At 62.4% G+C, this 21,587-nt stretch carries 24 protein-coding genes and 1 pseudogene; 16 read left to right on the plus strand and 9 right to left on the minus strand.

Going from position 1 to position 21,587, the window contains the following annotated elements:
* Window positions 1-162: 162 nt before the first annotated feature.
* Window positions 163-864, plus strand: a complete 702-nt coding sequence (locus AC1D2N_RS15785) for a pentapeptide repeat-containing protein (protein WP_018241250.1) — start codon at window positions 163-165, stop codon at window positions 862-864.
* A 20-nt stretch (window positions 865-884) separates the two neighbouring features.
* On the opposite strand, the gene AC1D2N_RS15790 is transcribed toward AC1D2N_RS15785, so the two are convergent.
* Complete coding sequence (locus AC1D2N_RS15790) at window positions 885-1,412, minus strand: GNAT family N-acetyltransferase (RefSeq protein WP_130652058.1); 528 nt, start codon at window positions 1,410-1,412, stop codon at window positions 885-887.
* A 105-nt stretch (window positions 1,413-1,517) separates the two neighbouring features.
* Window positions 1,518-1,931 (minus strand): peptide-methionine (R)-S-oxide reductase MsrB, encoded by a 414-nt coding sequence (gene msrB / locus AC1D2N_RS15795; RefSeq protein ID WP_018241252.1) that lies wholly within the window; start codon window positions 1,929-1,931, stop codon window positions 1,518-1,520.
* 187 nt (window positions 1,932-2,118) lie between these two features.
* Here msrB and AC1D2N_RS15800 point away from each other — a divergent pair, with 187 nt between their 5' ends.
* From AC1D2N_RS15800 to AC1D2N_RS15840, 9 genes are all read left to right on the plus strand, one after another.
* Window positions 2,119-2,334, plus strand: a complete 216-nt coding sequence (locus AC1D2N_RS15800; protein ID WP_018241253.1) for a hypothetical protein — start codon at window positions 2,119-2,121, stop codon at window positions 2,332-2,334.
* 203 nt (window positions 2,335-2,537) lie between these two features.
* Window positions 2,538-4,895, plus strand: a complete 2,358-nt coding sequence (locus AC1D2N_RS15805) for a putative monovalent cation/H+ antiporter subunit A (protein WP_130652059.1) — start codon at window positions 2,538-2,540, stop codon at window positions 4,893-4,895.
* Between the two features lie 4 nt (window positions 4,896-4,899).
* The gene (locus tag AC1D2N_RS15810; protein ID WP_018446250.1) at window positions 4,900-5,319 is read left to right on the plus strand and encodes a Na(+)/H(+) antiporter subunit B; all 420 of its coding nucleotides are present in this window, start codon (window positions 4,900-4,902) and stop codon (window positions 5,317-5,319) included.
* Window positions 5,316-5,696: a Na+/H+ antiporter subunit C gene (locus AC1D2N_RS15815; protein WP_412104586.1), complete on the plus strand. Its 381-nt coding sequence runs from the start codon at window positions 5,316-5,318 to the stop codon at window positions 5,694-5,696. The genes AC1D2N_RS15810 and AC1D2N_RS15815 overlap by 4 nt, the downstream gene beginning before the upstream one ends.
* A gap of 67 nt (window positions 5,697-5,763) precedes the next feature.
* Window positions 5,764-7,332 (plus strand): Na+/H+ antiporter subunit D, encoded by a 1,569-nt coding sequence (locus tag AC1D2N_RS15820; RefSeq protein WP_130652060.1) that lies wholly within the window; start codon window positions 5,764-5,766, stop codon window positions 7,330-7,332.
* Window positions 7,329-7,805, plus strand: coding sequence for a Na+/H+ antiporter subunit E (locus AC1D2N_RS15825; protein WP_113543383.1), 477 nt, complete (start codon window positions 7,329-7,331; stop codon window positions 7,803-7,805). Before AC1D2N_RS15820 ends, AC1D2N_RS15825 begins: the two co-directional genes overlap by 4 nt.
* Complete coding sequence (locus AC1D2N_RS15830; RefSeq protein ID WP_028733869.1) at window positions 7,802-8,152, plus strand: cation:proton antiporter; 351 nt, start codon at window positions 7,802-7,804, stop codon at window positions 8,150-8,152. Before AC1D2N_RS15825 ends, AC1D2N_RS15830 begins: the two co-directional genes overlap by 4 nt.
* Window positions 8,149-8,481, plus strand: a complete 333-nt coding sequence (gene mnhG / locus AC1D2N_RS15835; protein WP_130652062.1) for a monovalent cation/H(+) antiporter subunit G — start codon at window positions 8,149-8,151, stop codon at window positions 8,479-8,481. The genes AC1D2N_RS15830 and mnhG overlap by 4 nt, the downstream gene beginning before the upstream one ends.
* A 440-nt stretch (window positions 8,482-8,921) precedes the next feature.
* Window positions 8,922-9,353, plus strand: a complete 432-nt coding sequence (locus tag AC1D2N_RS15840) for a Ros/MucR family transcriptional regulator (protein WP_003557810.1) — start codon at window positions 8,922-8,924, stop codon at window positions 9,351-9,353.
* Window positions 9,354-9,754: 401 nt separating this feature from the next.
* On the opposite strand, the gene AC1D2N_RS15845 is transcribed toward AC1D2N_RS15840, so the two are convergent.
* Window positions 9,755-10,177, minus strand: a complete 423-nt coding sequence (locus tag AC1D2N_RS15845; protein ID WP_018446245.1) for a SufE family protein — start codon at window positions 10,175-10,177, stop codon at window positions 9,755-9,757.
* 362 nt (window positions 10,178-10,539) lie between these two features.
* The gene (locus AC1D2N_RS15850; RefSeq protein WP_028733871.1) at window positions 10,540-11,034 is read right to left on the minus strand and encodes a DUF5330 domain-containing protein; all 495 of its coding nucleotides are present in this window, start codon (window positions 11,032-11,034) and stop codon (window positions 10,540-10,542) included.
* Between the two features lie 412 nt (window positions 11,035-11,446).
* On the opposite strand from AC1D2N_RS15850, the gene AC1D2N_RS15855 reads away from it, so the two are divergent.
* A complete protein-coding gene (locus tag AC1D2N_RS15855; RefSeq protein WP_205936571.1) occupies window positions 11,447-13,027 on the plus strand; it encodes a sensor histidine kinase in 1,581 nt (526 codons plus the stop codon).
* On the plus strand, window positions 12,999-13,952 hold the full coding sequence (locus AC1D2N_RS15860; RefSeq protein ID WP_028733873.1) for a peptidoglycan-binding domain-containing protein: 954 nt from the start codon (window positions 12,999-13,001) through the stop codon (window positions 13,950-13,952). Before AC1D2N_RS15855 ends, AC1D2N_RS15860 begins: the two co-directional genes overlap by 29 nt.
* Window positions 13,953-13,955: 3 nt before the next feature.
* Here the strand turns inward: AC1D2N_RS15860 and AC1D2N_RS15865 are convergent, their stop codons facing one another.
* Window positions 13,956-14,993 (minus strand): AraC family transcriptional regulator, encoded by a 1,038-nt coding sequence (locus AC1D2N_RS15865; protein ID WP_018241265.1) that lies wholly within the window; start codon window positions 14,991-14,993, stop codon window positions 13,956-13,958.
* A gap of 58 nt (window positions 14,994-15,051) precedes the next feature.
* Here AC1D2N_RS15865 and AC1D2N_RS15870 point away from each other — a divergent pair, with 58 nt between their 5' ends.
* The 3 genes and pseudogenes from AC1D2N_RS15870 to AC1D2N_RS15880 all read left to right on the plus strand — a co-directional run bounded on the left by AC1D2N_RS15870 (window position 15,052) and on the right by AC1D2N_RS15880 (window position 18,012).
* A complete protein-coding gene (locus AC1D2N_RS15870) occupies window positions 15,052-16,026 on the plus strand; it encodes an oxidoreductase (RefSeq protein ID WP_028733874.1) in 975 nt (324 codons plus the stop codon).
* A gap of 132 nt (window positions 16,027-16,158) precedes the next feature.
* Window positions 16,159-17,606: pseudogene (locus AC1D2N_RS15875) on the plus strand (methyl-accepting chemotaxis protein).
* Between the two features lie 61 nt (window positions 17,607-17,667).
* Window positions 17,668-18,012 (plus strand): DUF1491 family protein, encoded by a 345-nt coding sequence (locus tag AC1D2N_RS15880; protein ID WP_477981561.1) that lies wholly within the window; start codon window positions 17,668-17,670, stop codon window positions 18,010-18,012.
* Window positions 18,013-18,079: 67 nt separating this feature from the next.
* Here the strand turns inward: AC1D2N_RS15880 and AC1D2N_RS15885 are convergent, their stop codons facing one another.
* Both AC1D2N_RS15885 and AC1D2N_RS15890 read right to left on the minus strand, forming a co-directional pair.
* Window positions 18,080-19,126, minus strand: a complete 1,047-nt coding sequence (locus AC1D2N_RS15885; protein ID WP_130652063.1) for a DUF2336 domain-containing protein — start codon at window positions 19,124-19,126, stop codon at window positions 18,080-18,082.
* A gap of 247 nt (window positions 19,127-19,373) precedes the next feature.
* On the minus strand, window positions 19,374-19,580 hold the full coding sequence (locus AC1D2N_RS15890; RefSeq protein ID WP_130652064.1) for a hypothetical protein: 207 nt from the start codon (window positions 19,578-19,580) through the stop codon (window positions 19,374-19,376).
* Window positions 19,581-20,121: 541 nt separating this feature from the next.
* Between AC1D2N_RS15890 and AC1D2N_RS15895 the strand changes: the two genes are divergently transcribed.
* Window positions 20,122-20,289, plus strand: coding sequence for a hypothetical protein (locus AC1D2N_RS15895; protein ID WP_003546657.1), 168 nt, complete (start codon window positions 20,122-20,124; stop codon window positions 20,287-20,289).
* Between the two features lie 13 nt (window positions 20,290-20,302).
* On the opposite strand, the gene AC1D2N_RS15900 is transcribed toward AC1D2N_RS15895, so the two are convergent.
* The gene (locus AC1D2N_RS15900; protein WP_018241270.1) at window positions 20,303-20,851 is read right to left on the minus strand and encodes a DUF1254 domain-containing protein; all 549 of its coding nucleotides are present in this window, start codon (window positions 20,849-20,851) and stop codon (window positions 20,303-20,305) included.
* Entirely contained in the window at window positions 20,844-21,431 is a 588-nt protein-coding gene (locus AC1D2N_RS15905) for a DUF1214 domain-containing protein (RefSeq protein ID WP_018241271.1), read from the minus strand. The genes AC1D2N_RS15900 and AC1D2N_RS15905 overlap by 8 nt, the downstream gene beginning before the upstream one ends.
* Window positions 21,432-21,587: the final 156 nt, after the last annotated feature.

Genomic DNA, 21,587 nt, shown 5'->3' on the forward strand with positions numbered 1-21,587 from the left:
AAACTCATTAGGCAAAGCCCCAGACCCATCAGGCAAAGCCATTGTGAACGGCGCGCGCCATCTTTTTATTGTAGTCTGAGCTGTGTAAGAATGTGGACGCAGTCTGCTTCGCGGAAGGCGGCCTGAAAGCGTCATGTAAGCGTCATGGGGGTGAATAGTTCAATGGCAATGCAAAGATCGTCGCTCGGTCTCCTTGCCCTCGTCCTTCTGGCATTTCCGCCGGTTGTCGCCCGGGCCGCCGATTGCGGCAGCATGGCCTCGCCGAAGCTCGACTGGCAGGAATGCACCAAGAAGAACCTGATGCTGCAGGGCAGTGATCTCGAAGGCGCCAATCTCGTCGGCACCGACTTCTCGCTGACCGATCTCGCTGGCGCCAACTTCAAATCCGCCAATCTGGAGAAAGCGACGCTGGTGCGCGCCTCACTCGAGGGCGCACACGCTGAAGGCGCCAACTTCGCCAAGATCGAGGCCTATCGCTCCAGCTTCGCCAATATCGCCGCCGATGGTGCTTCCTTTGCCGGCGCCGAGCTGCAGCGCGCCAATTTCGCCGGCGCCCGGCTCGCCGGCACGAGCTTCGAAAAGGCCGAGCTCGGCCGCGCCGACTTCGACAAAGCGGTACTGACGGGGGCGAAATTCTCGTTCGCCAATCTCTCCCGTGCCGATCTCTCCGGCGCGACCTTCGAAACCACGCCGATGTTCGATCGCGCCTTCATGTTCCTCACGCGCATCGAAGGCCTTGACCTCTCGGCCGCAGCAGGGCTCGAACAGGCCCAGATCGACCTTGCCTGCGGCGATGCCTCGACCAAGCTGCCGGCCGGTCTCTCCGCACCGACAACCTGGCCCTGTCCAGCCGAGCGCGAGTAACCAGGCGGGTCTGAACCCCTCTATGTCCGGTCCGTGATGTAGAGGTAGAATTCCATTATGCCGCCATCGGGGCTGCCTGTTTTGGCGAATGTTTCCCGCCGCCGGTGCACCCGCTCCGCAACACGTTGCGAGGGAATGTTGTCGGGCCTGACGATGGAGACGATGCGCGCAAGGCCAAGGGCATGAAGCGCGTGGTCGCGGCAGGCGGCGGCCGCCTCGATCGCATAGCCCTTGCCCCAATGGTCGCGCCACAGATGATAGCCGATCTCGGGTTCCGGGCCCGCGGAGGTTTCCTGCAGCGTGATGCCGCAATCGCCGAGCAATGTGCCGCTCTGCCGGTCCGTCACCGCCCAGAGGCCGAAACCATGACTGGTATAACTGTCGAAGGCGAGCCTCTGGAACCAGCGCGCGGTTTGGTCGAAACTCTTGATGCCGGGGTAATACCGCATGCATTCGGCATCGCCGAAAATACGGTGAAGAAACGGCAGGTCGGCAGGCGTGATCTCCCGCAGCGTCAGCCGCTCGGTCTTCAGGATATCGCGCGCCATCGGCCTTCTCCTGGTATCGCCGATCCGTCGATAGCGTCTACGACGGAGGAAGTCAGCGGCCCATCACATCGGAATGGGCCGCTTGCCGATTGCGGGGCTGCGCGCCTACTTCCCGGGCTCGAACACCATGGAATGGCCGTTGATGCAGTAGCGCAGGCCGGTCGGTGGTGGCCCGTCGGGAAAGACGTGGCCGAGATGGGCTTCGCAGCTGCCGCAACGGATTTCGGTGCGCACCATGCCAAAGGCCGTGTCGCGATGCTCCGTCACCGCTTCGGGCGACACTGCTTCGAAATAGCTCGGCCAGCCGCAGCCGGCATCGAATTTCGTGTCGGAGCGGAAAAGCGGCGCATTACAGCCGACGCAGCGGTAAAGCCCTGTCTCGAAGGAGTCCCAGTAGGGGCCGGTAAAGGCGCGTTCGGTACCGTGCTGGCGCGTGATGCGGTATTGCTCGGGGGTGAGCTGCTCTTTCCATTCGTCATCGGTTTTGTGGATCTTGGCGGTGGTCGCAGTTTCGGACATGAGGTGCTCCTTTCGCCGAGGGGCGGTTCCGTTTGCGCAAAATGTGGTGCGCCGCGTTCACTTCATCAAGTCTCCAGCGCCGCGCCATCAGATTGGCGGCATACCGCAATTGGAGGAAGACGCTTGCTTTTACATCCGTTAGGGGTTTTCTGTTAGGGTTAATGTTACGTGCATTGGAGAATCACTGGTGTTTGAGGCAGCAATCGTCCTGCTCTACGGCCTGGTGGCCGTGGCCGCCATGGCGGTCACGCTGTTGGAAGGCTGGGCCAACCATGACGGCTTTACGCTCCATCGTCTCGCCGGACTCTTCGCCTGCCTGCTCTGGCCGCTGACGCTTGTGGTCTTCATCCTGCACGGTTGCATCGCCCGGCTGCTGTCGCGTCTTTCCCGATCGATGGCCTGATCGACTTCGAACATCGCCATGCAGTGGGGCCTGCGGCCGAAATCACTTGAGACGCTCCCCCGTTTCGCCTAAGCCAGAAGACAGGCTGGGTTTCTCTGGCTTTTCGTCTGTTGCCTTTACAGCGCCGCGCGCCTTGTCGGACGTGCGAAGGACTGTAACATTTTGAATTATGCAGTAGAGAATTATGCAGTAGAGGAGGGGACATGGCCGATGTCACGGCTCTGACATTTCTGGCCCTGTGTCTGCCGCTCGTCGGCGCTCTTGCTGCCCCCTTCGTCATCCGCATCTTCGGCGCAAACGGTGCCTGGCTCCTGGCGATCGCTCCCTTGCTCGCCTTCCTGCATTTCCTGCGTTTCGTTCCCAAGATCGCGCGCGGCGAGGTCGTCACCGGCGGCTATTCCTGGGTGCCGAGCTTTCATCTCTCCTTCTCCTGGTTCCTCGACGGCCTGTCGCTGGCTTTCGCGCTGCTGATCACCGGCATCGGCACCCTGATCGTGCTTTATGCCGGCGGCTACCTCAAAGGACACAAGGATCAGGGCCGCTTCTTCTCCTTCATCTTCCTCTTCATGGGCGCGATGCTTGGCGTCGTCGTTTCCGACAGTTTCCTGATGCTCTTCGTCTTCTGGGAGCTGACGTCGATCACTTCCTTCCTGCTGATCGGCTTCGATCACGAGCGTGCGGCGGCTCGCCGCGCTGCCCTGCAGGCGCTTGTTGTGACCGGCGGGGGAGGGCTCTGCCTGTTGGCCGGCCTGCTGTTGCTCTGGAATATCTCAGGCGTCACTGAGATGTCGCGGCTCATGGGAACGGGCGATGTCGTGCGCGAAAGCTCGTTCTATCTCGCAGCCCTCCTTCTGGTCCTGGGCGGCGCCTTCACCAAGTCGGCGCAATTTCCCTTCCATTTCTGGCTGCCGAACGCCATGGAGGCGCCGACGCCGGTTTCCGCCTACCTGCATTCGGCGACGATGGTGAAGGCGGGCGTCTATCTGCTGATGCGGCTCAATCCCGTCATGGGGGCGACGCCCCCCTGGGAGATCCTACTGCCCTTCTTCGGCGGGCTGACGCTGGTGGTCGGCACCGCGCTCGCCATCCGCCAGACCGACCTGAAGCTCAAGCTCGCCTATACCACCGTTTCCTCGCTCGGCCTGCTCGTCATGCTGATCGGCTTCGGCTCGGACCATGCGGTCGAGGCGGCGGCGCTCTATCTGGTGGCGCATTCCCTCTTCAAGGGCGCGCTCTTCATGGTCGCCGGCATCATCGATCACGAGACCGGCACGCGCGATATTACCAGGCTGCGTGGCCTGATGCGGGCGATGCCGCTCACTTGGATGATCGCACTCGCGGCGGCCTTCTCCATGGCCGGCCTGCCGCCCTTCTTCGGCTTTCTCGCCAAGGAGGAGATCTATACGGCACTCGTCGGCGGCGATGTCCGCGCACTCACCTTTACCGCCATAACCGTCTTCGGCAATGCGCTGATGTTTGCCGTCGCCTTTGCCGTGGCGCTGAAACCCTTCCTCGGCCAGCCGGTGGAGACGCCGAAACCTCCGCACGAAGCGCCCGTCCTGCTTTGGCTCGGCCCGGCCGTTCTCGCCGTCCTCGGCCTGCTCGCGGCGATCTTTTCGACCTTCACCCACACCGTCCTGTCCTCGCCGATCGCCTCCGCCATCCGCCAGACACCCGTCGAGATCGATATTTCGCTGACGCCGCATGTCGGCCTGCCCTTGGCGCTCTCCGCCCTGACCGTGCTGCTCGGTATCGGCGTCTACTGGCAGCTCGCGCGCGCCCGTTTCCTGATGGCCGTCTTCTTGCATGCGGCCGGGCGCGGGCCGGATCACGGTTTCGACCTTGCCATATCGGGCCTTGTCCGCTTCGCTGGCCGCCTCATGCGTGTGCTCCAGCCGGGGCGGCTGGAGATCTATGTGACCTGCACCTTCCTCTGCGTCGCCGCCATCCTCATCGTCCCGCTCGTCGTCTACGGCGAACTGCCGCGCCCTCCGGCCTGGCCGGCGGATGTCAGGCTCCATGAATGGGCGGTCTTCCTGATCGCCGCCTTCGGCCTTGCCGCCGTGCTCGTCGCCCGCGACCGGCTGACGGCGATCGTCTCGCTCGGTATCCAGGGCTTCGCCGTCGCCATCATCTTCCTGTTGTTCGGCGCGCCGGATCTCTCCTTCACCCAGTTCATGGTCGAAACCCTTTCGGTGGTGATCCTTGCCTTGGTCATGACCAGGCTCCGTCTTTCGCCCGCCGATCGGCGCCCGCTCGGCCGCAAGCTCTTCGACGGCGCGCTGGCGCTCGCCTGCGGCCTCGGCTTCACGCTTTTGCTGATGCGGGCGACGCAGGCGCCGTTCAACGACGCGCTGACGGCTTTCTTCAACGCCTATTCCAAATCGATCGCCCATGGCGCCAATGTCGTCAACGTCATCATCGTCGATTTCCGCGGCACCGACACGCTCGGCGAAATCGCCGTCGTGGCGGTCACCGGCCTTGCCATTCTGGCGCTGATCCGCATCCGCGCCGGCAGCGAGCGCAAGCTTGCCGCCAATGATCCCGCGGCGGAGGGCTGATCGCGTGAACACCCTCATCTTCCGCACCGTCGCCCCGTTTCTCACCGCGCTGATGCTGCTTTTTTCCGTCTTCGTGCTGCTGCGCGGCCATAACGAGCCGGGCGGCGGCTTCATCGGTGGGCTGATCGCTGCCTCGGGACTGGCGATCTACGGCATTGCCCGCGGCGTTGGTGCCGTTCGCCGCGCGCTGTTTTTCCATCCGCTGTCGATTGCCGGCTTTGGCTTGCTCCTGTCGACCGCGGCCGGTCTTCTCTCCATCCTGTTTGCCGTTCCCTTCATGACCGGCCTCTGGATCTATCCGACGCTTTTCGGCGCCGAGGTGCCGCTCTCCAGCGTCATGCTCTTCGATGTCGGCGTCTATCTGGTCGTGCTCGGCGCCATCACCTCGATCGCACTGGCGCTCGAGGAAAAGGAGGTGGAATGATGGAGCCGCTTCTCGCGATCCTCGTCGGCCTGTTCTTTGCCGCCGCCATCTATCTGATGCTGTCGAAATTCTCGATCCGCATCATGCTCGGCATCGCCATCCTCGGCAACGCCGTCAACCTCCTGCTCTTTACCGGCGGCCGGCTGACGCGCGGGGTGCCGCCGATCATCCCGGCGGGTCTCGACAGCTTGCCCGCAGGCACGGCCAACCCGCTGCCGCAGGCCCTCATCCTCACGGCGATCGTCATCTCCTTTTCCTTCCTTGCCTTCCTGTTGGTGCTGACCTACCGCGCCTATCAGGACCTCGGCACCGACAACACCAGCGACATGCGCGCCGCCGAGCCCGACGACCGGCCGCTGCCGCCACTGGGATATTGAGGCGGATGTTGGTGCCGATGCTCAACCCATGGCAAGCCCTCTCTCGCGATAGCGGAGGCGCCATCTGATGGCCGCCCCCACCTCTAACGTCGATCTCTCCGCCGCCCTGATCACCGCCCCGGTGCCCATCGGTCATTGGCTCGCCATCCTGCCGGTCGCCCATTGCATCACGCTCGGTGCCGTCCTGCTGATGCTGCGCGGCTATCCCCGCCTGCAGGCCTGGCTTGCCATCCCCGGCCTTGCGGCGCTGGCGCTGATCGATGCGGCCCTGCTCGCCAAGGTCGCGGCTGAGGGGCCGCTGACCATGGTCATGGGCCGCTGGCTTCCGCCCTTCGGCATCGCCTTCACCGTCGATCTCTTCGGTGCGCTGATGGCCTTCACCGCAGCCCTTGCCGCGCTCGCCGCCAGCATCTATGCGCTGGCCGATATTGGCGAAAGCGGCCGGCGATACGGCTTCTTCCCGCTGCTCGTGCTGCTGATGGCCGGCGTCACCGGCGCCTTTCTCACCGGCGATATCTTCAATCTCTATGTCTGGTTCGAGGTGCTGCTGATCTCCTCCTTCGGGTTGATCATCCTTGGTTCCGAACGTGAGCAGATCGACGGCGCGCTGAAATATGCCGTGCTCAATCTCATCGCCACGACCCTGTTCCTGGTCGGCGTCGGCATCCTCTATGCCGCCTTCGGCACGCTCAACATGGCCGATATCGCGGCCCGGGCGAGGGAATTGCGCGGCACGGCGCCGCTGATGACGCTGGCAAGCCTCTTCCTGCTCGCTTTCGGCATGAAGGCGGCAGCCTTCCCGGTCAATTTCTGGCTGCCCGCCGCCTACCATACGCCGCGCATCACCGTCTCCGCTCTGTTTGCCGGCCTGCTCACCAAGGTCGGAATCTACGCGCTGATCCGGGTGATGGTCATGCTGCTGCCGGCGGAACGCCAGGAGTTGAGCCCGGTGATCGCGCTCGCCGCCGCCGCGACCATTCTCGTCGGCGCTCTCGGCGCGCTTGCCGAAAACGATATTCGCAGGCTGTTCGGCTATATCGTCATATCCGGCATCGGCAACATGCTTGCCGGCGTCGCCCTCGGCGGGCTCGGCGGCATCAGCGGTGCGGTCTTCTATGCGCTCCATTCCATGGTGCTGATGACGGCGCTTTATCTTGCCGCCGGCGAGATCGCCCGGCGCGGCGGCGGCTTTTCGCTGTCGGCCCTCGGCGGGCTCTATCGGCAAAGCGGCGGCTTCACCGCTCTCTCTCTCGTGCTCTTCCTTGCCGCCTGTGGTCTGCCGCCCTTTTCCGGCTTCTGGCCGAAAGTCATTCTCGTCAAGGCCTCGCTCGATCTCGGCGCTTGGTGGCTGGCGGCCTCGATCCTCGTCGGCGGTTTTCTGACGACGATCGCCTTCGGCCGTCTCTTCCTGCTCGCCTATTGGCGCCCGGCACCGATAGGCCTGACGCCGATAGTCCTGGTGTCGTCTGGGGCCAGGTGGCGCACGGGCCTGCCGCTCGCCGCGTTGACAGCGCTGGTCGTCGGCTTCGGGATATTGCCGGAACAGCTGCTGGCGCTGTCGCAATCGGCCGCCGCCGGCCTTGCCGATCCAGAGGCCTATCTTCATTCGGTCTTCCCGGGAGGAGGCGCGCCGTGATCTTCTTCCTCTTCAACCTGCTGCTTGCCATTGCCTGGCTCACTGTTACCGGCAGCGCCTCGCTGCACAATCTCGTCCTCGGCGTCCTGCTCGGGGCCTTGGCGCTGGTCATCATCCGCGAATCCTTCCGCGGCAAGGGGTATCATATCCCTCGCGTCCGCCCGGTGCTCTCGCTCGCCGCGCTGTTCTTGAAGGAATTGTCGCTGTCGGCCTGGAAGGTCACGGTCACCGTCCTCTCGCCCGATATGAAGCTGAAACCCGGCATCTTCGCCTTCCCTTTGACGGTGACGAGCGATTTCGAGATCACTTTGCTGGCAAACCTCATCACGCTGACACCCGGCACGCTTTCGGTCGACGTCTCCTCAGATCGCCGCACGCTCTATGTCCACGCGCTCGATTGTTCCGATCCCGAGGCGACCAAGCGCGATATCGCCAACGGTTTCGAACGCAAGATCATGGAGGCCTTCCGGTGATCACACCTGCCGCCATCGTCGCGGTCGCATCCTCGGCCGCACTCGTCATCCTCGGCCTGGCGCTGATCCTCGCCGTCTGGCGCGTCGTTGCCGGCCCGACATTGCCGGACCGAATCCTCGCCCTCGACATGCTGACCGGCATCGCCATCGGTTTCATCGCCGTTATCGCGGTCAAGACCGGCTTTTCGCTCTATATCGATATCGCCATCTCGCTCGGCCTCGTCGGTTTCCTGGCGACTGTCGCCTTCGCCCGATTCGTGCTGTCGCGCGGCAACATCACATCGAAGCCGTCCGCAACTGCGGCAAACGGCAACACGCAAAAGCGGGCAGGGGGCAAGAAGCGATGATCGACTATATCGTGGCTTCCATCACCGCCTTGCTGCTCCTCGTCGGCGCGCTCTTTGCGCTTGCGGCGGCGATCGGCCTGGTCAGGCTGCCCGATCTCTACACCCGCATGCACTCGGCCTCGAAGGCGGGGACTGTCGGCTCCGGCCTGTTGCTTCTCGCCGCCGGCCTCTATTCGCAAGATCCGGCGATTCTCGCCCGTGCCGTCGCCGGCTTTATCTTTTTCCTGCTGACGGCGCCGGTGTCTGCCCATCTGCTTGCCAAAGCTGCCCATCGCTCGGGATATGATCTCGATGGGCTCTCGGTTCGTGACGATATCAGGGATCGTTGAGCCTATGCTGTTCGGCAACTTTACCAGATTTATGCAAAACTTATGCACAGGAAGCTGTGAGTAAAGCTTGCTGGAGAGCCCCTCAATTCTTCATCTGTCATTTTTTCTCAAGAAAAACGACAAATAATAATTGGCGTTTCGACCAAACGATGGTATTTGAAAATGCAAGTAGAGTTCTGATTGTGAATTACAATCGTACTGCTTCCAAGTCCCTCAGTTTTGATTTTTAATGTCTAAACTGAGGCCATCGCCTGGAGCATGACGTAGTGGTTTCCGGTCAGGCAGTATAAGAACAGGTTACGCTCTTCGGAATCTAGGGGTGGATTTCGCGTTTTTCGAAACAGAAGGTCGATTCCTGCGCTTTTGCTGTTCGCTTCTACGAGGCGGGTCTTTGGCGTGTCAGTCAAAGGCCGTTTGAGCATGCTAACAGGAGAAAAAATATGACGGATATAGCGACCGGCAATGCGCCGGAGCTGCTTGTGGAACTGACAGCCGACATTGTCGCGGCCTATGTCAGCAACCACGTTGTACCGGTCAGCGACCTGGCCAATCTGATTTCCGACGTGCATTCGGCACTGAGCAACACGTCCGTACCGCAGCCTGCTGCGGCGATCGTCGAAAAGCAGAAGCCTGCAGTTTCTGTCCGCAAGTCCGTACAGGACGAGCAGATCACATGTTTGGAATGCGGCGGCAACTTCAAGTCCCTCAAGCGTCACTTGATGACGCATCACAGCCTCTCGCCGGAAGAATACCGCGAGAAGTGGGACCTGCCGACCGATTACCCGATGGTAGCGCCCGCTTATGCCGAAGCGCGTTCGCGCCTGGCAAAGGAGATGGGCCTCGGGCAGCGCCGCAAGCGCGGCCGCGGCTGAGCTTTTTCGAAAGCATCGACGACAAAAAGCCGGGTCTTGTGCCCGGCTTTTTTGTGCGCCTTTTCAAGGCGAGGAAAATAATCTCGATGGAGCCAGTCAGGAACGTGCGAAACGGTTTTCCCAGGCAAAGCGCGAAGCGGTTTTGCCGGGAATCGGCTAAAGCTAAAGGTTGAAGCGATCCTGTTGTTCAATCAAAAGCTGAGCGGCGTTGGTATTCAGGCCTTCGCAGATGATTCGGGCGGGCGCCAAGATAGTGTGAGCGACCCTGTCTTATGCTTTGCCGACAGGCTTAGAATGTATTCCTATACTATCAGCAAGTGTTAATGTATTCGATGTGCCAAGGCAGGCGCTGCCGGAATCGATCGGCTGTGGCTCTGAAAGCCGATCAGCCATCATCACCGTCAAGCCGCGGCGCGAACTCTTGCCTCTTCGCGGATCCTGTTCACCATCGAGCGCAGTCCGTTCGAGCGCTGCGACGAGAGGTTCTCCACCAGGCCGATTTTCGAGAATATCTCGAAGGCATCGAGCCCGGCGATCTCGGATGCCATCTTGCCGGAATAGGTGGCAAGCACGATGGCGACGAGGCCGCGCACGATATGGGCGTCGGAATCACCTTCGAAGCTCATGACCGGGTCGTCGGGATCGCCTGTGGTATGCGTCACCAGCCAGACCTGGCTGGCACAGCCCATCACCTTGTTCTCGGAGGTGCGCTTCTCCTCGGCCAAGTCGGGCAATGCCTTGCCGAGTTCGATGACATAGCGGTAACGGTCTTCCCAATCGTCCAGGAAAGCGAAGTCGTCGATGATCTGGTCGAGGGATGCCATGGAGAAGCCTTTCACTGTTAAAGCAGTTCCAGCAAAAGTGCGCAGCGGTTTTGCGTCCGGAATGCGTCAGGAAATGCTCTACAAGTGCATATAGGTGAAAGACCGGCGGATTTGAACCGCTAAAGCAATTCCAGGAAAAGTGTGAAGCGATTTTCCCGGGCAAAGCGCGAAGCGGTTTTGCCGGGAATTGTGTAAACCAAGATAGAAAAACGCCGTGAGGGATGGGCATCCTCACGGCGCAGCAACATGCTGAATTAAACAGGGCAGGCACGTCAGGCATGGGGTTCTCCGCGTCATGCGGACCACCGATGCAAGCTATAAAACCGAAAGGTATTGCGGACGAATGCCCGCGAAAAATTTCGTCAGATCGCCGGCTTTGGCGTCGGCAGCGGAATTGCGCCTGTTACCACCGTTTCGGCTGCGGCATCATCTTCGACCGGCGGGCGGTAAGGCATCGGCTGGTTGAGCGCAGCCTTTGCCTCGCGCACCTTTTCCTGGATGGCAGGCGGGGTGAGGGAAGGCATGTTGAGCGCCACCGGCATCTGCGGTTCGGCAAGCCTTGCGGTCGCCGGCGCCTCGTCCTTGAACTGGCTGTCGAGAAGTTCGTAAGCAACACGGGCACCTTCACGGGCCCGGTAGCCGAGCGCGGTGAGGGTCTCGCTGCCCTTGGCGCAGACTTCGGGCTTCTCCGAGCACATGCCGGTCAAATAGTCATAAGCGCCGCTTGCCGCCGTGAACGCGTCGGAAAGCTGCAATTGCGGGCCGTTGGCGAGCTTGTCGGAACTCTCCGTGCTGAAGACGGAAAGAAGCACGAGCACGAGGCCAAACCAGAAGGATCCTTTGATCAGAAACCACATTGTCGTCGCCCATCCTGTTTCCCCGTCCGGTTCTTTTCGCCGAATCAGGCCGGTTGTCCGGTGTGTTTTCACCCTACCGCCAAGTTGCGAATGCCGCTTTTCGAAACTCACGCGCATTTGCGGCAAATTTAGTTCAAATTTTAGCGAACGGTATTTGAGGGACATTTTAGTCGAATGCGAGCGGTCGCCGTTAAGCATCAGGGCAGCACCTGCTTGCAATTGCAGGACTTTTGCCGGCTCGCCTTGCCACAGGAGTTAACGCAATGCTGAAATATGAGGAAAATCCGTCGCTTACCCCCTATTAACCACAAAAGGCAAAGAGCCTTCCAGATGCTTCAAAACGGGAATTTCAGCCGTTTCAGGCTGTGAACAGCGCTTTTGCCTTATCCTTTCTTTAAGTCGCCAAGGCCTATTGTCCGGATCGATCGACAGCCTTTCGGGCGGGTATTGCGTGCGTGTATTGAGTAACATTGGCGGCTGGATGACGGCCCTCGTAGACCGGGCAGCGACAAGCTGGCTCTCCCGGACGGGCGGCGGTGAAGCCGTGCGCCAACGCGAGCTCGCGATCCTGCGCCGCCTCGTACTGTTCTCGTCGGCCGCTCTCGTTGCCGCGCCCATCGGCCTTTCGGCGGTCACCAGTCCTGCCGTCGCCTTGCCGGCGGGTGTCGCCATGGTCTGCGCCGCCTTTCTCTTTTCCGCCGTTGGCAGCATCGCGCTCGCCCGTCAGGGTTCGTCGGCCGGTATCGCCACACAGTCGGCTGAGGATTTCTTCCTTGCCGCCACCCCGGGCCTCGTCTTCTTCCTCGACCCGCACGGCAGTGTGGCGACGGTCGGCGGTCGCGACCGCCGCGATTTCCTCGCCTGGATGCGCGATCCCAAGGGCAGGGGCTTCCTCGAGCAGGTGCATGTCTCCGACCGCATCCTTTTCCTGCAGGCGCTTGATGACCTGCGCCGAGGCGAGGACGCTCAGAGCGTCGATCTGCGCATCGACCGGCCCTCGGTCTCGCGCGATCAACGCCAGTTCGCCTATCTCAGAATGGACATGACGGCCCGGCGCGATGCCGATGGCGAACTTGCCGCCATCATTGCGCAGCTGCGCGACGTCTCCGTCGAGCAGCAGCTGCGTGACGAAGCCCAGAACCGCGCGGCGGATGCCGAATCGGCAAACGACGCCAAGTCACGCTTCCTCGCCGCCGTCAGCCATGAGCTGCGCACGCCGCTGAACGCCATTCTCGGTTTTTCCGATATCCTGATCGGCGAATATTTCGGCAAGTTTGAAAACGACCGCCAGCGCGAATATGTCGGCCTGGTCCGCGAATCCGGCGCGCATCTGCTGTCCGTCGTCAACACCATGCTCGATATGAGCAAGATCGAAGCCGGTCGCTACGAGCTGATCCTCGAAGCCTTCGATATATCAAGCTCCGTCAAATCCTGCGAATCGATGCTGGCCTTGCAGGCCAAGACCAAGGGCCTCACCCTGACGAGCCGTATCCAGCGCGGCCTCGGCGAGGTTGTTGCCGATCAGCGCGCCATCCAGCAGATCCTCATCAACCTCGTCGGCAATGCCATAAAGTTCACCGAGGCTGGCGGCGTCGTCTCGGTCGATGCGGCAGCGCGCGACGGCATCCTCAAGCTGACGGTCAGCGATACCGGCATCGGCATCCCGGCCGACAAGCTGGCATTGCTTGGCCAGCCCTTCGTCCAGATCCAGAATGATTATACCCGCCAGTTCGAAGGCTCCGGCCTCGGTCTCTCCCTGGTCAAGGGGCTGGTGGCGCTGCATGGCGGGTATTTCGCCATCGCCAGCCAGCCGGGCGAAGGCACGATCATCACCATCGAGATCGCGATGGACGGCTCGGGTGCTCAGCACGCCGAAGACGCCGGTCATGGCGCGACCATCGAGTTTCCGCCGCGGCTGAAGGGCGCGGTCAACACAGGCGCAGAATTGGAAGAGGGGCGTTTCGATGGCCGCGCGCAAGCGAAAATCGCCTAAGGGAAAAAGGGGACGGCAGCAGCCGGGCCTTCTGATGTCAGGCGCTGCCGCCCTCGGCGGACTCGGCCTGCAGGGCGCCTCCGTGCTGGGCGGGCTCAGTCTGCAGGGCGCCTCCGTGCTCGGCGGCGTCATCGGCCGCAATCCGTCGGTCGCCGGCGGCACGATCACCTTCGCCGTCATTTTCTCCTTCGTCGCCGCCAATGCGCTCTGGTATCAGCCGGGCCTGCATCCGCATCCGATCTTCCGCACCCGCGATCCGCAGTCTCCGACCGTGCTCGGCGCCCGTCGCCTAGCCGAGGAGCAGCAGGGCGACGTCACCACCTTCCGGATTGAGCGGCCGCAGGATACCGCCACCACCAACGCGACACCGGCGCCGGCCGCACCCGGCCAGCAACCGAGCCAGCTCGTCATGGACATCCAGCAGCAGCTGGTGCGCCGCGGCCTCTATAACGGCATACCCGACGGCATCATCGGTCCGCGCACCAGTGCGGCCATTCTCTTCTTCGAGGAGACCGTCGGCATGACCCAGACCGGCGATCCGACGCCGGAGGTACTGGCGGCGCTGAAGACCGATGCCGCCGGTCCCTCGACCGTGCCCGCCGAAAAGCCGCCCGAAGATGTAAGCTCGAAGGCAGCGGCTGAAGACCCGGTGGCGGCGGCGATCCGTAGCGCTGAAAAGACGGTCAAAACGGCCCCATCAGCGGCAAAGCAGGTTCCATCAAGCGAAATCACCAATGTCGATCTGGTGCTGAAGATCCAGAAGGGTCTTTCCAACATGGCCTATGCCAATGTCGGTGTCGACGGCGTCGCCGGCGAGCAGACCCGCGCGGCCATCCGCCATTTTCAGAAGCACTACAACCTGCCCGAAGACGGTGAGCCGAACCAGGCGGTGCTGAAGAAACTCAAGGAAATCGGCGCGATCTAGCCGCTATGATGCCGCCTTCAACAGCCGGTAATGCGTCGTCATCGCCTGGCCCTCGACATCCACCACCTCTTCGATCGGCCCGGCCTCGCGGGCCATCGCCACGCGATAGCGCCTGGGCGCCATACCCGTCATCCGCTTGAAGGCGTTGCTGAAGGCGCTTTCGGATGTGTAGCCGAGCGAAAGCGCCAGCGCCGAAACCGGCATGCTGCCCTCCCGCAGCTCGCGTTCGGCAAGGCGCATGCGCCAGCCGATCAGATAGGTAAGCGGCGCAACCCCCGCCACGGTCTTGAACCGCAGCGCAAAGCTCGTGCGCGACATGCCGGCCGCCTTCGCCAGTTCGCCAAGCTGCCAGGACCGGCCGGGATCGCCGTGCATCAGCCGCAGCGCCGGCGCAATCCGATCGTCGCCGAAGGCGCGGAGCCACCCGACCGTCAATGGCGCCGAGCTCATGATGTGCGCCCTCAGCACCTGCACGAACATCAATTGTGCAAGCTGGGTCGAGGCGAGCAGGGCGCCTGGCCGCTTTGCCGCCATCTCCCGCACCAGCTGGTCGAGCAGCCAGCGCAGCACGCCGGCTTCGGCAAGGGCGGCGCGCACATGAATGATCGGCGGCAGCACGTCGGACAGCAGCTCCATGCCCTGCGGCCCGAGCGCGATGTGGCCGCCGAGATAATGGAAATCCTCGCCAACGCCGTGGCGTGCCATGCCGTCGACCTTCTCCTTGAAGGCGCCGACCGCGTCGGCGGGCGCAACGGCAAGGTCGCTCGCCAGGATGAAGGAGTGCCGGCCGTTCAGAAGCGCAACGTCGCCCGCCTCGAGCAGAATGGGTTCACTGCCATTGTCGAGGCAAAGCCAGCAGCGCCCTTTGGCGACCGCGCTGATCTTGATCCGGTTCGGCCGGGGGAAGCGCAGCGCCCAGGCGCCGCCGGCGATCAGCCCGCCCGACACAAGGCAGCGCGCATCGAGCAGATTGAGCATTTCGGAGAGCGGGTCACTGATCATTTTTGAACGATGAAGCAGGAAATCGGGATTTGCAAGAATTCAGAATCCCGTTTCCCGGGCGTACATAAGGCCATCATGCAACAACGGAGGGCATGCCATGTCCACCCCACAAGCTCCCATCGGTTCCGGCTTCGGTGCGGCCTCAACCGCCGCCGACGTCATTGCCGGGCACGATCTTTCGGGCAAGGTCGCGATCGTCACCGGCGGTTACTCCGGTCTTGGCCTCGAGACAGCGCGCGTGCTCGCCGAAGCCGGCGCCAGGGTTGTCGTTCCCGCCCGCAATCTCGGAAAGGCCAAGGCGGCCGTGGAAAGCATTCCCGGCCTTGCGGTGGAAAAGCTCGACCTGATGGACCCCGGGTCGATCGACGACTTCGCCGACCGCTTCCTCGAAAGCGGCGAGCCCCTGCATCTGCTCATCAACAATGCTGCCGTCATGGCGAACCCGCTGACGCGTGACGCCCGTGGTTACGAATCGCAGTTCTCCACCAATCATCTCGGCCATTTTCAGCTCACTGCCCGCCTCTGGCCGGCGCTGGTGAAGGCCGAGGGTGCGCGCGTCGTCGCCGTCTCCTCGCGCGGTCACGTCTTCTCCGGCGTCGATTTCGACGATCCGAATTTCGAGAACCGCGAATACGCGCCCTATCTCGCCTATGGCCAGTCGAAGACGGCAAATGCTCTCTTTGCGGTCTCACTGGACGCTTTGGGTGCGAAGCACGGTGTCAGAGCCTTCTCGCTGCATCCCGGCGGTATCGTCACCACCAATCTGGTCCGCCACCAGTCGAGCGACTTCCTCAGGGCGAGCGGCTATGTCGATGAGGATGGCAAGCCGGTCATCGATCCGGAAAACAACAAGAAGACGATTGAGCAGGGGGCGTCGACCACCGTCTGGTGCGCCGTCAGCGAGAAGCTCGAGGGTCTCGGCGGCGTCTATTGCGAGAACTGCGATATCGCCACCGCCGTCCCCGGCGATTCGACCGAGATGCTCGGTGTCCGCCCTTGGGCAACCGATCCGGAATTTGCCGAACGCCTTTGGCAGCTGAGCGAGCGGCTGACGGGCTTCATCGCCAGCTGATGGCGCCACACGGCCACCCACAGTCACGGAGTCTGATTTCTCTACAACCTAAGTCTAAGGTGTCGCCGCTGTTTGCAACTTGTTAACCATGTTGCCTGAAGCTTTTCTGATTGGGGCGGGGGAGCGTCGGTCATGCATGCGCTGAAGGCGATAGACGATCTGGCCGGAGAACCGGCGGTCGAAGCGGGGGGGCCAGACCCCGAGGCGCTGCGCCACATCCTGCTGCGCCTTGCCGAAGAAGCCTCCACCCTTGGCATTGATCTCGTCGATATCGCCGGCGCTATCCAGGATATGGCGGGAATGTCGGCCCGGCATGCCTCCGCCTTCGATCATGTCACCCGCACAGCGCTGTCGATTGCCGAGACCAACCGCTCGGTCGCCGTGTCGCTGCGCGAGACCGACCGCACGGCGGCCGAGGCCCGCCACATGCTGAAAGAATCGGCCGACCGCCTGACCGGCTCCGTCGCCGAGATCGGCCACATGGTCCAGTCCTCCAACGAGATCGGCACTGAGATCGCCGGCTTCTCCAAGTCGCTTGCCGATGTCGACAATATCGCCGAGGAGATCAGCACCATTGCCCGCCAGACCAACCTGCTGGCGCTGAATGCCGCGATCGAGGCGGCGCGCGCCGGCGATGCGGGCAAGGGTTTTGCGGTCGTCGCCGCCGAGGTCCGCGCGCTTTCGCTGCAGACCTCGAAGGCGACCGGCTCCATCCAACAGACGCTGGACGAACTGCGCGTGAAATCGACCGGCTGTCGGCCGTCGGCAGCGATGCGCGCGACAGTGCGGCCGGCGTGCGTGACAAGTCGGAGGCGATGCGCGGTGCCTTCGAAAGCATGGAACATGTCATCACCCGCATCCTCGACAGTTCGACTGTCATGGCCAACACCACCGAGGCGGTCGACCAGCAATGCGCCGGCTTCGTCGAGAAACTCGGCGAGATGTCAGCCGAAGTCGCTGGCTCGAATGTCAGGCTGCAGCAGGCGGCGAAACGCGTCGACAGCGTCGTCGGCCTGTCGGAAACCCTGATCCAGCTGACGGCGAGCGCCGGCGTCAAGACCGCCGACAGCCGTTGGATCGAGGAAGCGCAATCGGTGGCAAGACAGATTTCCGGCGCCTTCGAACGCGCCGTCGCTGAAGGCCAGATCGGGCTCGATGCTCTCTTCGATCGACGCTATCGGCCGATAGCCGGCTCCGATCCGGCACAGGTGATGGCAGCCTTTACCGAGCTCACCGACCGCCTGCTGCCGCCGATCCAGGATCCCGTCACAGCCTTGGACGAGCGCATCGCCTTTTGCGCGGCGATCGACGAGAACGGCTATCTGCCGACTCACAACCGAAAATTCTCGCAAGCCCAGCGGCCCGGCGACACCGTCTGGAACACCGCCAATTGCCGCAATCGCCGCATCTTCGCCGATCGCGTCGGTCTTGCCGCAGGCCGCAGCACCGCGCCTTTCCTCGTCCAGACCTACAGGCGCGACATGGGCGGTGGCAATTTCGTGATGATGAAGGATATCTCCGCTCCGATCACCGTGCGCGGACGGCACTGGGGCGGATTGCGGCTGGCAATCAAGGTCTGACCCCGGGATCAAACTCTGATCCCGCATTGCCGCCGCCCACAGGCCGGTCTATACCGCACCAATGAGACTACGCGCCGACATCTTCGTTTCAGCCCTCCTGCGCCGCTTCTTTGCCAGCGGCGATTTCGCCGCCGTCGAGAAGAAGGGCGCGGAGGAGGCGGGTGCGATCTTTATCCGCCAGCATTTCCGCAGCGGCCTGGAAACGCTCTATGCGCCGGCGCCGCAGACCGCCTTCGACGAAGGTCAGGCCGGTGACCGCCTGTTCGAGATCCGCCTGTCGCGCAGCGAACCGGAAGCGGTGCGTGCGATGCTGGAGCGCGAACGCAAATTCGACCCCGATCTCTGGATCGTCGAGTTGGAGGCGGAGGAATTGGGGGACATGATCCCGCTTGCCAAGGGCGGCTGACGGCCAGGCGCGTCAGCTCCTCGCCATTTCGAATAGCTCACCATGCGTTGAGGTTAGTCATTCCAGCTCAGCGATACCGCCGCCCCATGACGCGCATGTCGCGCTGCGGCGCCGCCTGGCGGATGAAACGATGGTCGGGTGCTGCCGGCGCCGGCGTATCAGGCGCTTCCGGCCTATAGGTGTAGCGATCCGCACGCCGCCAGGCTTCGACGCGTTCGTGGCATTCTTCCGGGTCGAGCGCATCGAGCACCATCCAGCCGCGCGTGACGTTGTGCTGCTGGTCGGCAAGGTGCGGATAGAGCCTTTCGAGCACGAAGACGGCGTCGAGAAAGCTCATGCCGAGGCTGGTCAGCGTCGTGGCGAGCTGCTGGCCGGAAAGATCGAGCATGATGCGCTCGGCAAGCCAGCGGCTGGCGGAAAGCGCGTCGGCAAGTGCGGTTGCGAAATGCGTCGCCTCGCGCGAGCGGGCGAAGCGCACCAGCAGCGCCTCCTGAATGTCCGTGAGCGTGCGCAGACCGAGCCTGTCCTCGTCGGCACGGCCGAGATGACTGGCAAGCCCGAGGATGCGCTCGCGCAATGCCTCTTCATTGGCAACCCGCTGTTCCTCCAGCGCATCTGCCTCGTTGGTCTCGGCAGGCGCTGGTGAAAGCGGGACCGCCGGCGATTCCATGATCGGCGCCGATGCGCCCGCGGACCGCGGCTGGCTCTGGCGCAGCGCCACCAAAGCATCGATGACCTTCGGCGAGAGTGAATCGCGGCTGACGATCGCCTTGACATGCGCTGCACCCTGCATGCGCGCGATGGTGATCAGCGTATCGTCGGCGACGGCCTTTGAGGCGGCAAGAAAAGGCGCCGCGATCTCGATCGGCTGGTTGCCGATGAACAGCGCCACGGCTGCCGGCATGTTCTCGCATTGGGACAGCGCCGCGACCGCCTGGCGCTTGGCCTCGTCGGAGGAGGCCTGGAACAGCGGCATGAAAAGTTCGGCAAATTGGCGCAGTTCGGAGCGTGTCGGATGAGACAGGTTCTCGAAACTGCTGACAGTCGCCATTAACACCACGTCCTTTTTCCTGACGGCCAAGGGGCCTTCTAGGTCTCGAAACCGGTCACGCACAAAAACACCCCGAAAACGCAGAACAAGGGGACCAAGGGCCGATATGCGCTGGCGGAACGCATGTCAGGCCATACGGTTATGAACAAATCCTACACCGGTACGGTTAATGCATGCTGAAGATTTTATTAAAAAGCAACAGAAAGATACACGCAAAGCGGGTGGCGGCATGGCTAGCCGGCACTATAAAAATGATCGGTTTGGAAGCGCCGTTGCGCGATGCTCATCGCCGCTGTGTTGGTGGAAAAGCTCAGGCGATCCTATAATCTCGCAGCGCGTGCAGCAGCTTTTCGCGGCTGTCGTAACCGGCCTGATAAAGGTCGAGGGCTGCGGATGCCGCGAACTGCGCCTCGACGCTTTTGATGTCGATGCGTTGTTCCGAGCACCAGGCATCGAGCGCACTGCGCAGCACGTCGAGATCGTCAGGCGAGAAGGATGAATTCACCAGCAAAGACACCGCTTACCCTCCGCATTCCGGCAAGAGCGGGGAACATCTCCGACCGATCGGTGCCCGGAAACATGTGATCGACATGCGCGAACATACGCCCATCTGAGCGCCTCGCAATTAAATATTTTCATGACGCATTTTTGCAACACCGCCCCTTTCCCGCCGGGGAGACTGCCGAGCCAATGCCAACTATATGAATTATCTCTAATTTTATGCGCCGATGCCAAGCCGGGCCTTTGCGTGGGCGCGGTGAAACCAAATCAAGTCTTCGGGCGTTAAAGGAGAAGTCAGGTGAGCTGTGTTTGGCATCCGCCGAATATTAGTAAACTGTTAACTGTCATGTGGCTCAATTCGGATAGGAACGACGCGATTTGAGTAGTTGGATCGTTGAAACTCCGCATCACGGTATTTCAATCAAGTGCCGTGGGAAAGGCGCGAATGCCCTCGGTCCGGTCATCCCGGCACTGCAGGACGCGCCGGCTCGCACATTGGCGAGCAGGGTGAAATCCATCGCAAGTTCATCCGTCTCGGGCAGTGCATGGAGACGAGAATGGCAATAGTAGTCGCATTGGCGGATCGGCGGCCGCGGGCGCCGCGTCGCCCGGACAAAGAGCCCCGCGAAGCCAAGATCCTTTGGTTCACCGGCGTCCGCTACGAGCGGTTGGCCGAGAGCCCGAAACATCGTCCGGCGCCCGCGCCGCGCGTCAACAAGAAGTAACCGCTCTTCAACCTCAGCGAGCGGCGAATTGCTCGCAGCCGGCTTCCGTCAGGAAGTTGCGCGCGGCCTCATCGAAGCTCGCCTGCGGCGCCAGCGTCCGCAGCACGGCATAACCGTCCGGCCGTGCCATTTCCACCAGGATCGCCTGCTGCAGCTCCTGCGGCAGGTTTTTGCGCAGGTCGGTCAGCTGGATCGGACTGCCGGCCACCACATCGAGCGCACCACCGACCGACGTCCTGTCGTTCATGCTGAAGACCTCGTTGGAGGCGCTGTCGTAAATCGCGATCGACCAGAAGGGCACATTGCCCTTGGCGGTGAAATGCACCGGCGCATCCTCGACATCGAAGGAGCAGACGGCGGTGCGCACGAAGGGGTCGCCATTGGCAAGGCCGGCTTCGTCATACTGGTTGCCGAGCAGGTAGAAATTGTTGAGGTCGCCCTCTGCCTCCACGCGGGTTGCCGCATCCTTGCCGGTGAAATGCGGCAGCGACAGGATGATGACGAGATGCAGCAGGGCTGCGCCGAAAAGACCAGTCAGGACGGCGAAGAATATCCTAAGCATTGCCACATCCGGTCTTGGTGAGTTTCGGCATGGCGAGGTCGATCACGCCGGAACTACCGGCGGTCGGTGTGTCGAACAGTGTCAGCACCAGCCGGAAAGTGCCGGCCTGTGGCAAGGCCAGCCAGTTGCCCGGCTGCGCCACGGCGGATATCTCGATCGAGAAACTGCTGTCTTGCTGGCGCAGCACCGTCCAGGAATTGAGCGCTGAGGGATGCCCGGTCGTCACCGCCGCCGGATTGCCGCCATTGTCGGCGGTAAACAGGGTCCAGAGCCGGGCAGGCGGTGTTTGCCCGCTGATGCGATAGCGGCAGCCGGCATTCAGCCGCGCGCCGTCGTCGTCGACGCTCGCCGTGAAGGTCAGGCCCTCGGCGCTGCCATAGAGCAGCTTGCCGGCGCGCGCCCGGTGCGATTTGGCATAAGGATCGGCCTCGACCGTCTGCAACGCCGGAAAGGCCTCCCAGGCGCCGAGCTTGATCGCCCCGAAACCCTGCGTCGCATCCAGCGCATAAAGCGAAATCATGATCCCGCCGCCAAAGGCGACGATCAGCGTGATCGCGATAAAGAGGGGGAATCGAAACACGTCAAGACCTTGGAAACCATATCGGATGAAAGGGTTACCACTGATTCTGGCAGGGTGGAATGCCACGCCACGACATAGAGGTCGATTGATCCACGGTCATGCCGAGTGTGCGGCAAAGCCGTCATGCCGCAAGCTGCGACGGCAATCCACGCCGAT

The organism is Rhizobium sp. P1_B8, assembly GCF_056406515.1.

Excerpts from the sequence above, each read along its gene's own strand:
- msrB (WP_018241252.1), bottom strand. The coding sequence starts at position 1,931 with ATGTCCGAAACTGCGACCACCGCCAAGATCCACAAAACCGATGACGAA.
- AC1D2N_RS15815 (WP_412104586.1), top strand. The coding sequence starts at position 5,316 with ATGATGGAGCCGCTTCTCGCGATCCTCGTCGGCCTGTTCTTTGCCGCC.
- mnhG (WP_130652062.1), top strand. The coding sequence starts at position 8,149 with ATGATCGACTATATCGTGGCTTCCATCACCGCCTTGCTGCTCCTCGTC.
- AC1D2N_RS15820 (WP_130652060.1), top strand. The coding sequence starts at position 5,764 with ATGGCCGCCCCCACCTCTAACGTCGATCTCTCCGCCGCCCTGATCACC.
- AC1D2N_RS15785 (WP_018241250.1), top strand. The coding sequence starts at position 163 with ATGGCAATGCAAAGATCGTCGCTCGGTCTCCTTGCCCTCGTCCTTCTG.
- AC1D2N_RS15895 (WP_003546657.1), top strand. The coding sequence starts at position 20,122 with ATGGCAATAGTAGTCGCATTGGCGGATCGGCGGCCGCGGGCGCCGCGT.
- AC1D2N_RS15845 (WP_018446245.1), bottom strand. The coding sequence starts at position 10,177 with ATGGCATCCCTCGACCAGATCATCGACGACTTCGCTTTCCTGGACGAT.
- AC1D2N_RS15790 (WP_130652058.1), bottom strand. The coding sequence starts at position 1,412 with ATGGCGCGCGATATCCTGAAGACCGAGCGGCTGACGCTGCGGGAGATC.
- AC1D2N_RS15860 (WP_028733873.1), top strand. The coding sequence starts at position 12,999 with ATGGCCGCGCGCAAGCGAAAATCGCCTAAGGGAAAAAGGGGACGGCAG.
- AC1D2N_RS15880 (WP_477981561.1), top strand. The coding sequence starts at position 17,668 with ATGAGACTACGCGCCGACATCTTCGTTTCAGCCCTCCTGCGCCGCTTC.
- AC1D2N_RS15840 (WP_003557810.1), top strand. The coding sequence starts at position 8,922 with ATGACGGATATAGCGACCGGCAATGCGCCGGAGCTGCTTGTGGAACTG.
- AC1D2N_RS15850 (WP_028733871.1), bottom strand. The coding sequence starts at position 11,034 with ATGTGGTTTCTGATCAAAGGATCCTTCTGGTTTGGCCTCGTGCTCGTG.
- AC1D2N_RS15870 (WP_028733874.1), top strand. The coding sequence starts at position 15,052 with ATGTCCACCCCACAAGCTCCCATCGGTTCCGGCTTCGGTGCGGCCTCA.
- AC1D2N_RS15900 (WP_018241270.1), bottom strand. The coding sequence starts at position 20,851 with ATGCTTAGGATATTCTTCGCCGTCCTGACTGGTCTTTTCGGCGCAGCC.
- AC1D2N_RS15805 (WP_130652059.1), top strand. The coding sequence starts at position 2,538 with ATGGCCGATGTCACGGCTCTGACATTTCTGGCCCTGTGTCTGCCGCTC.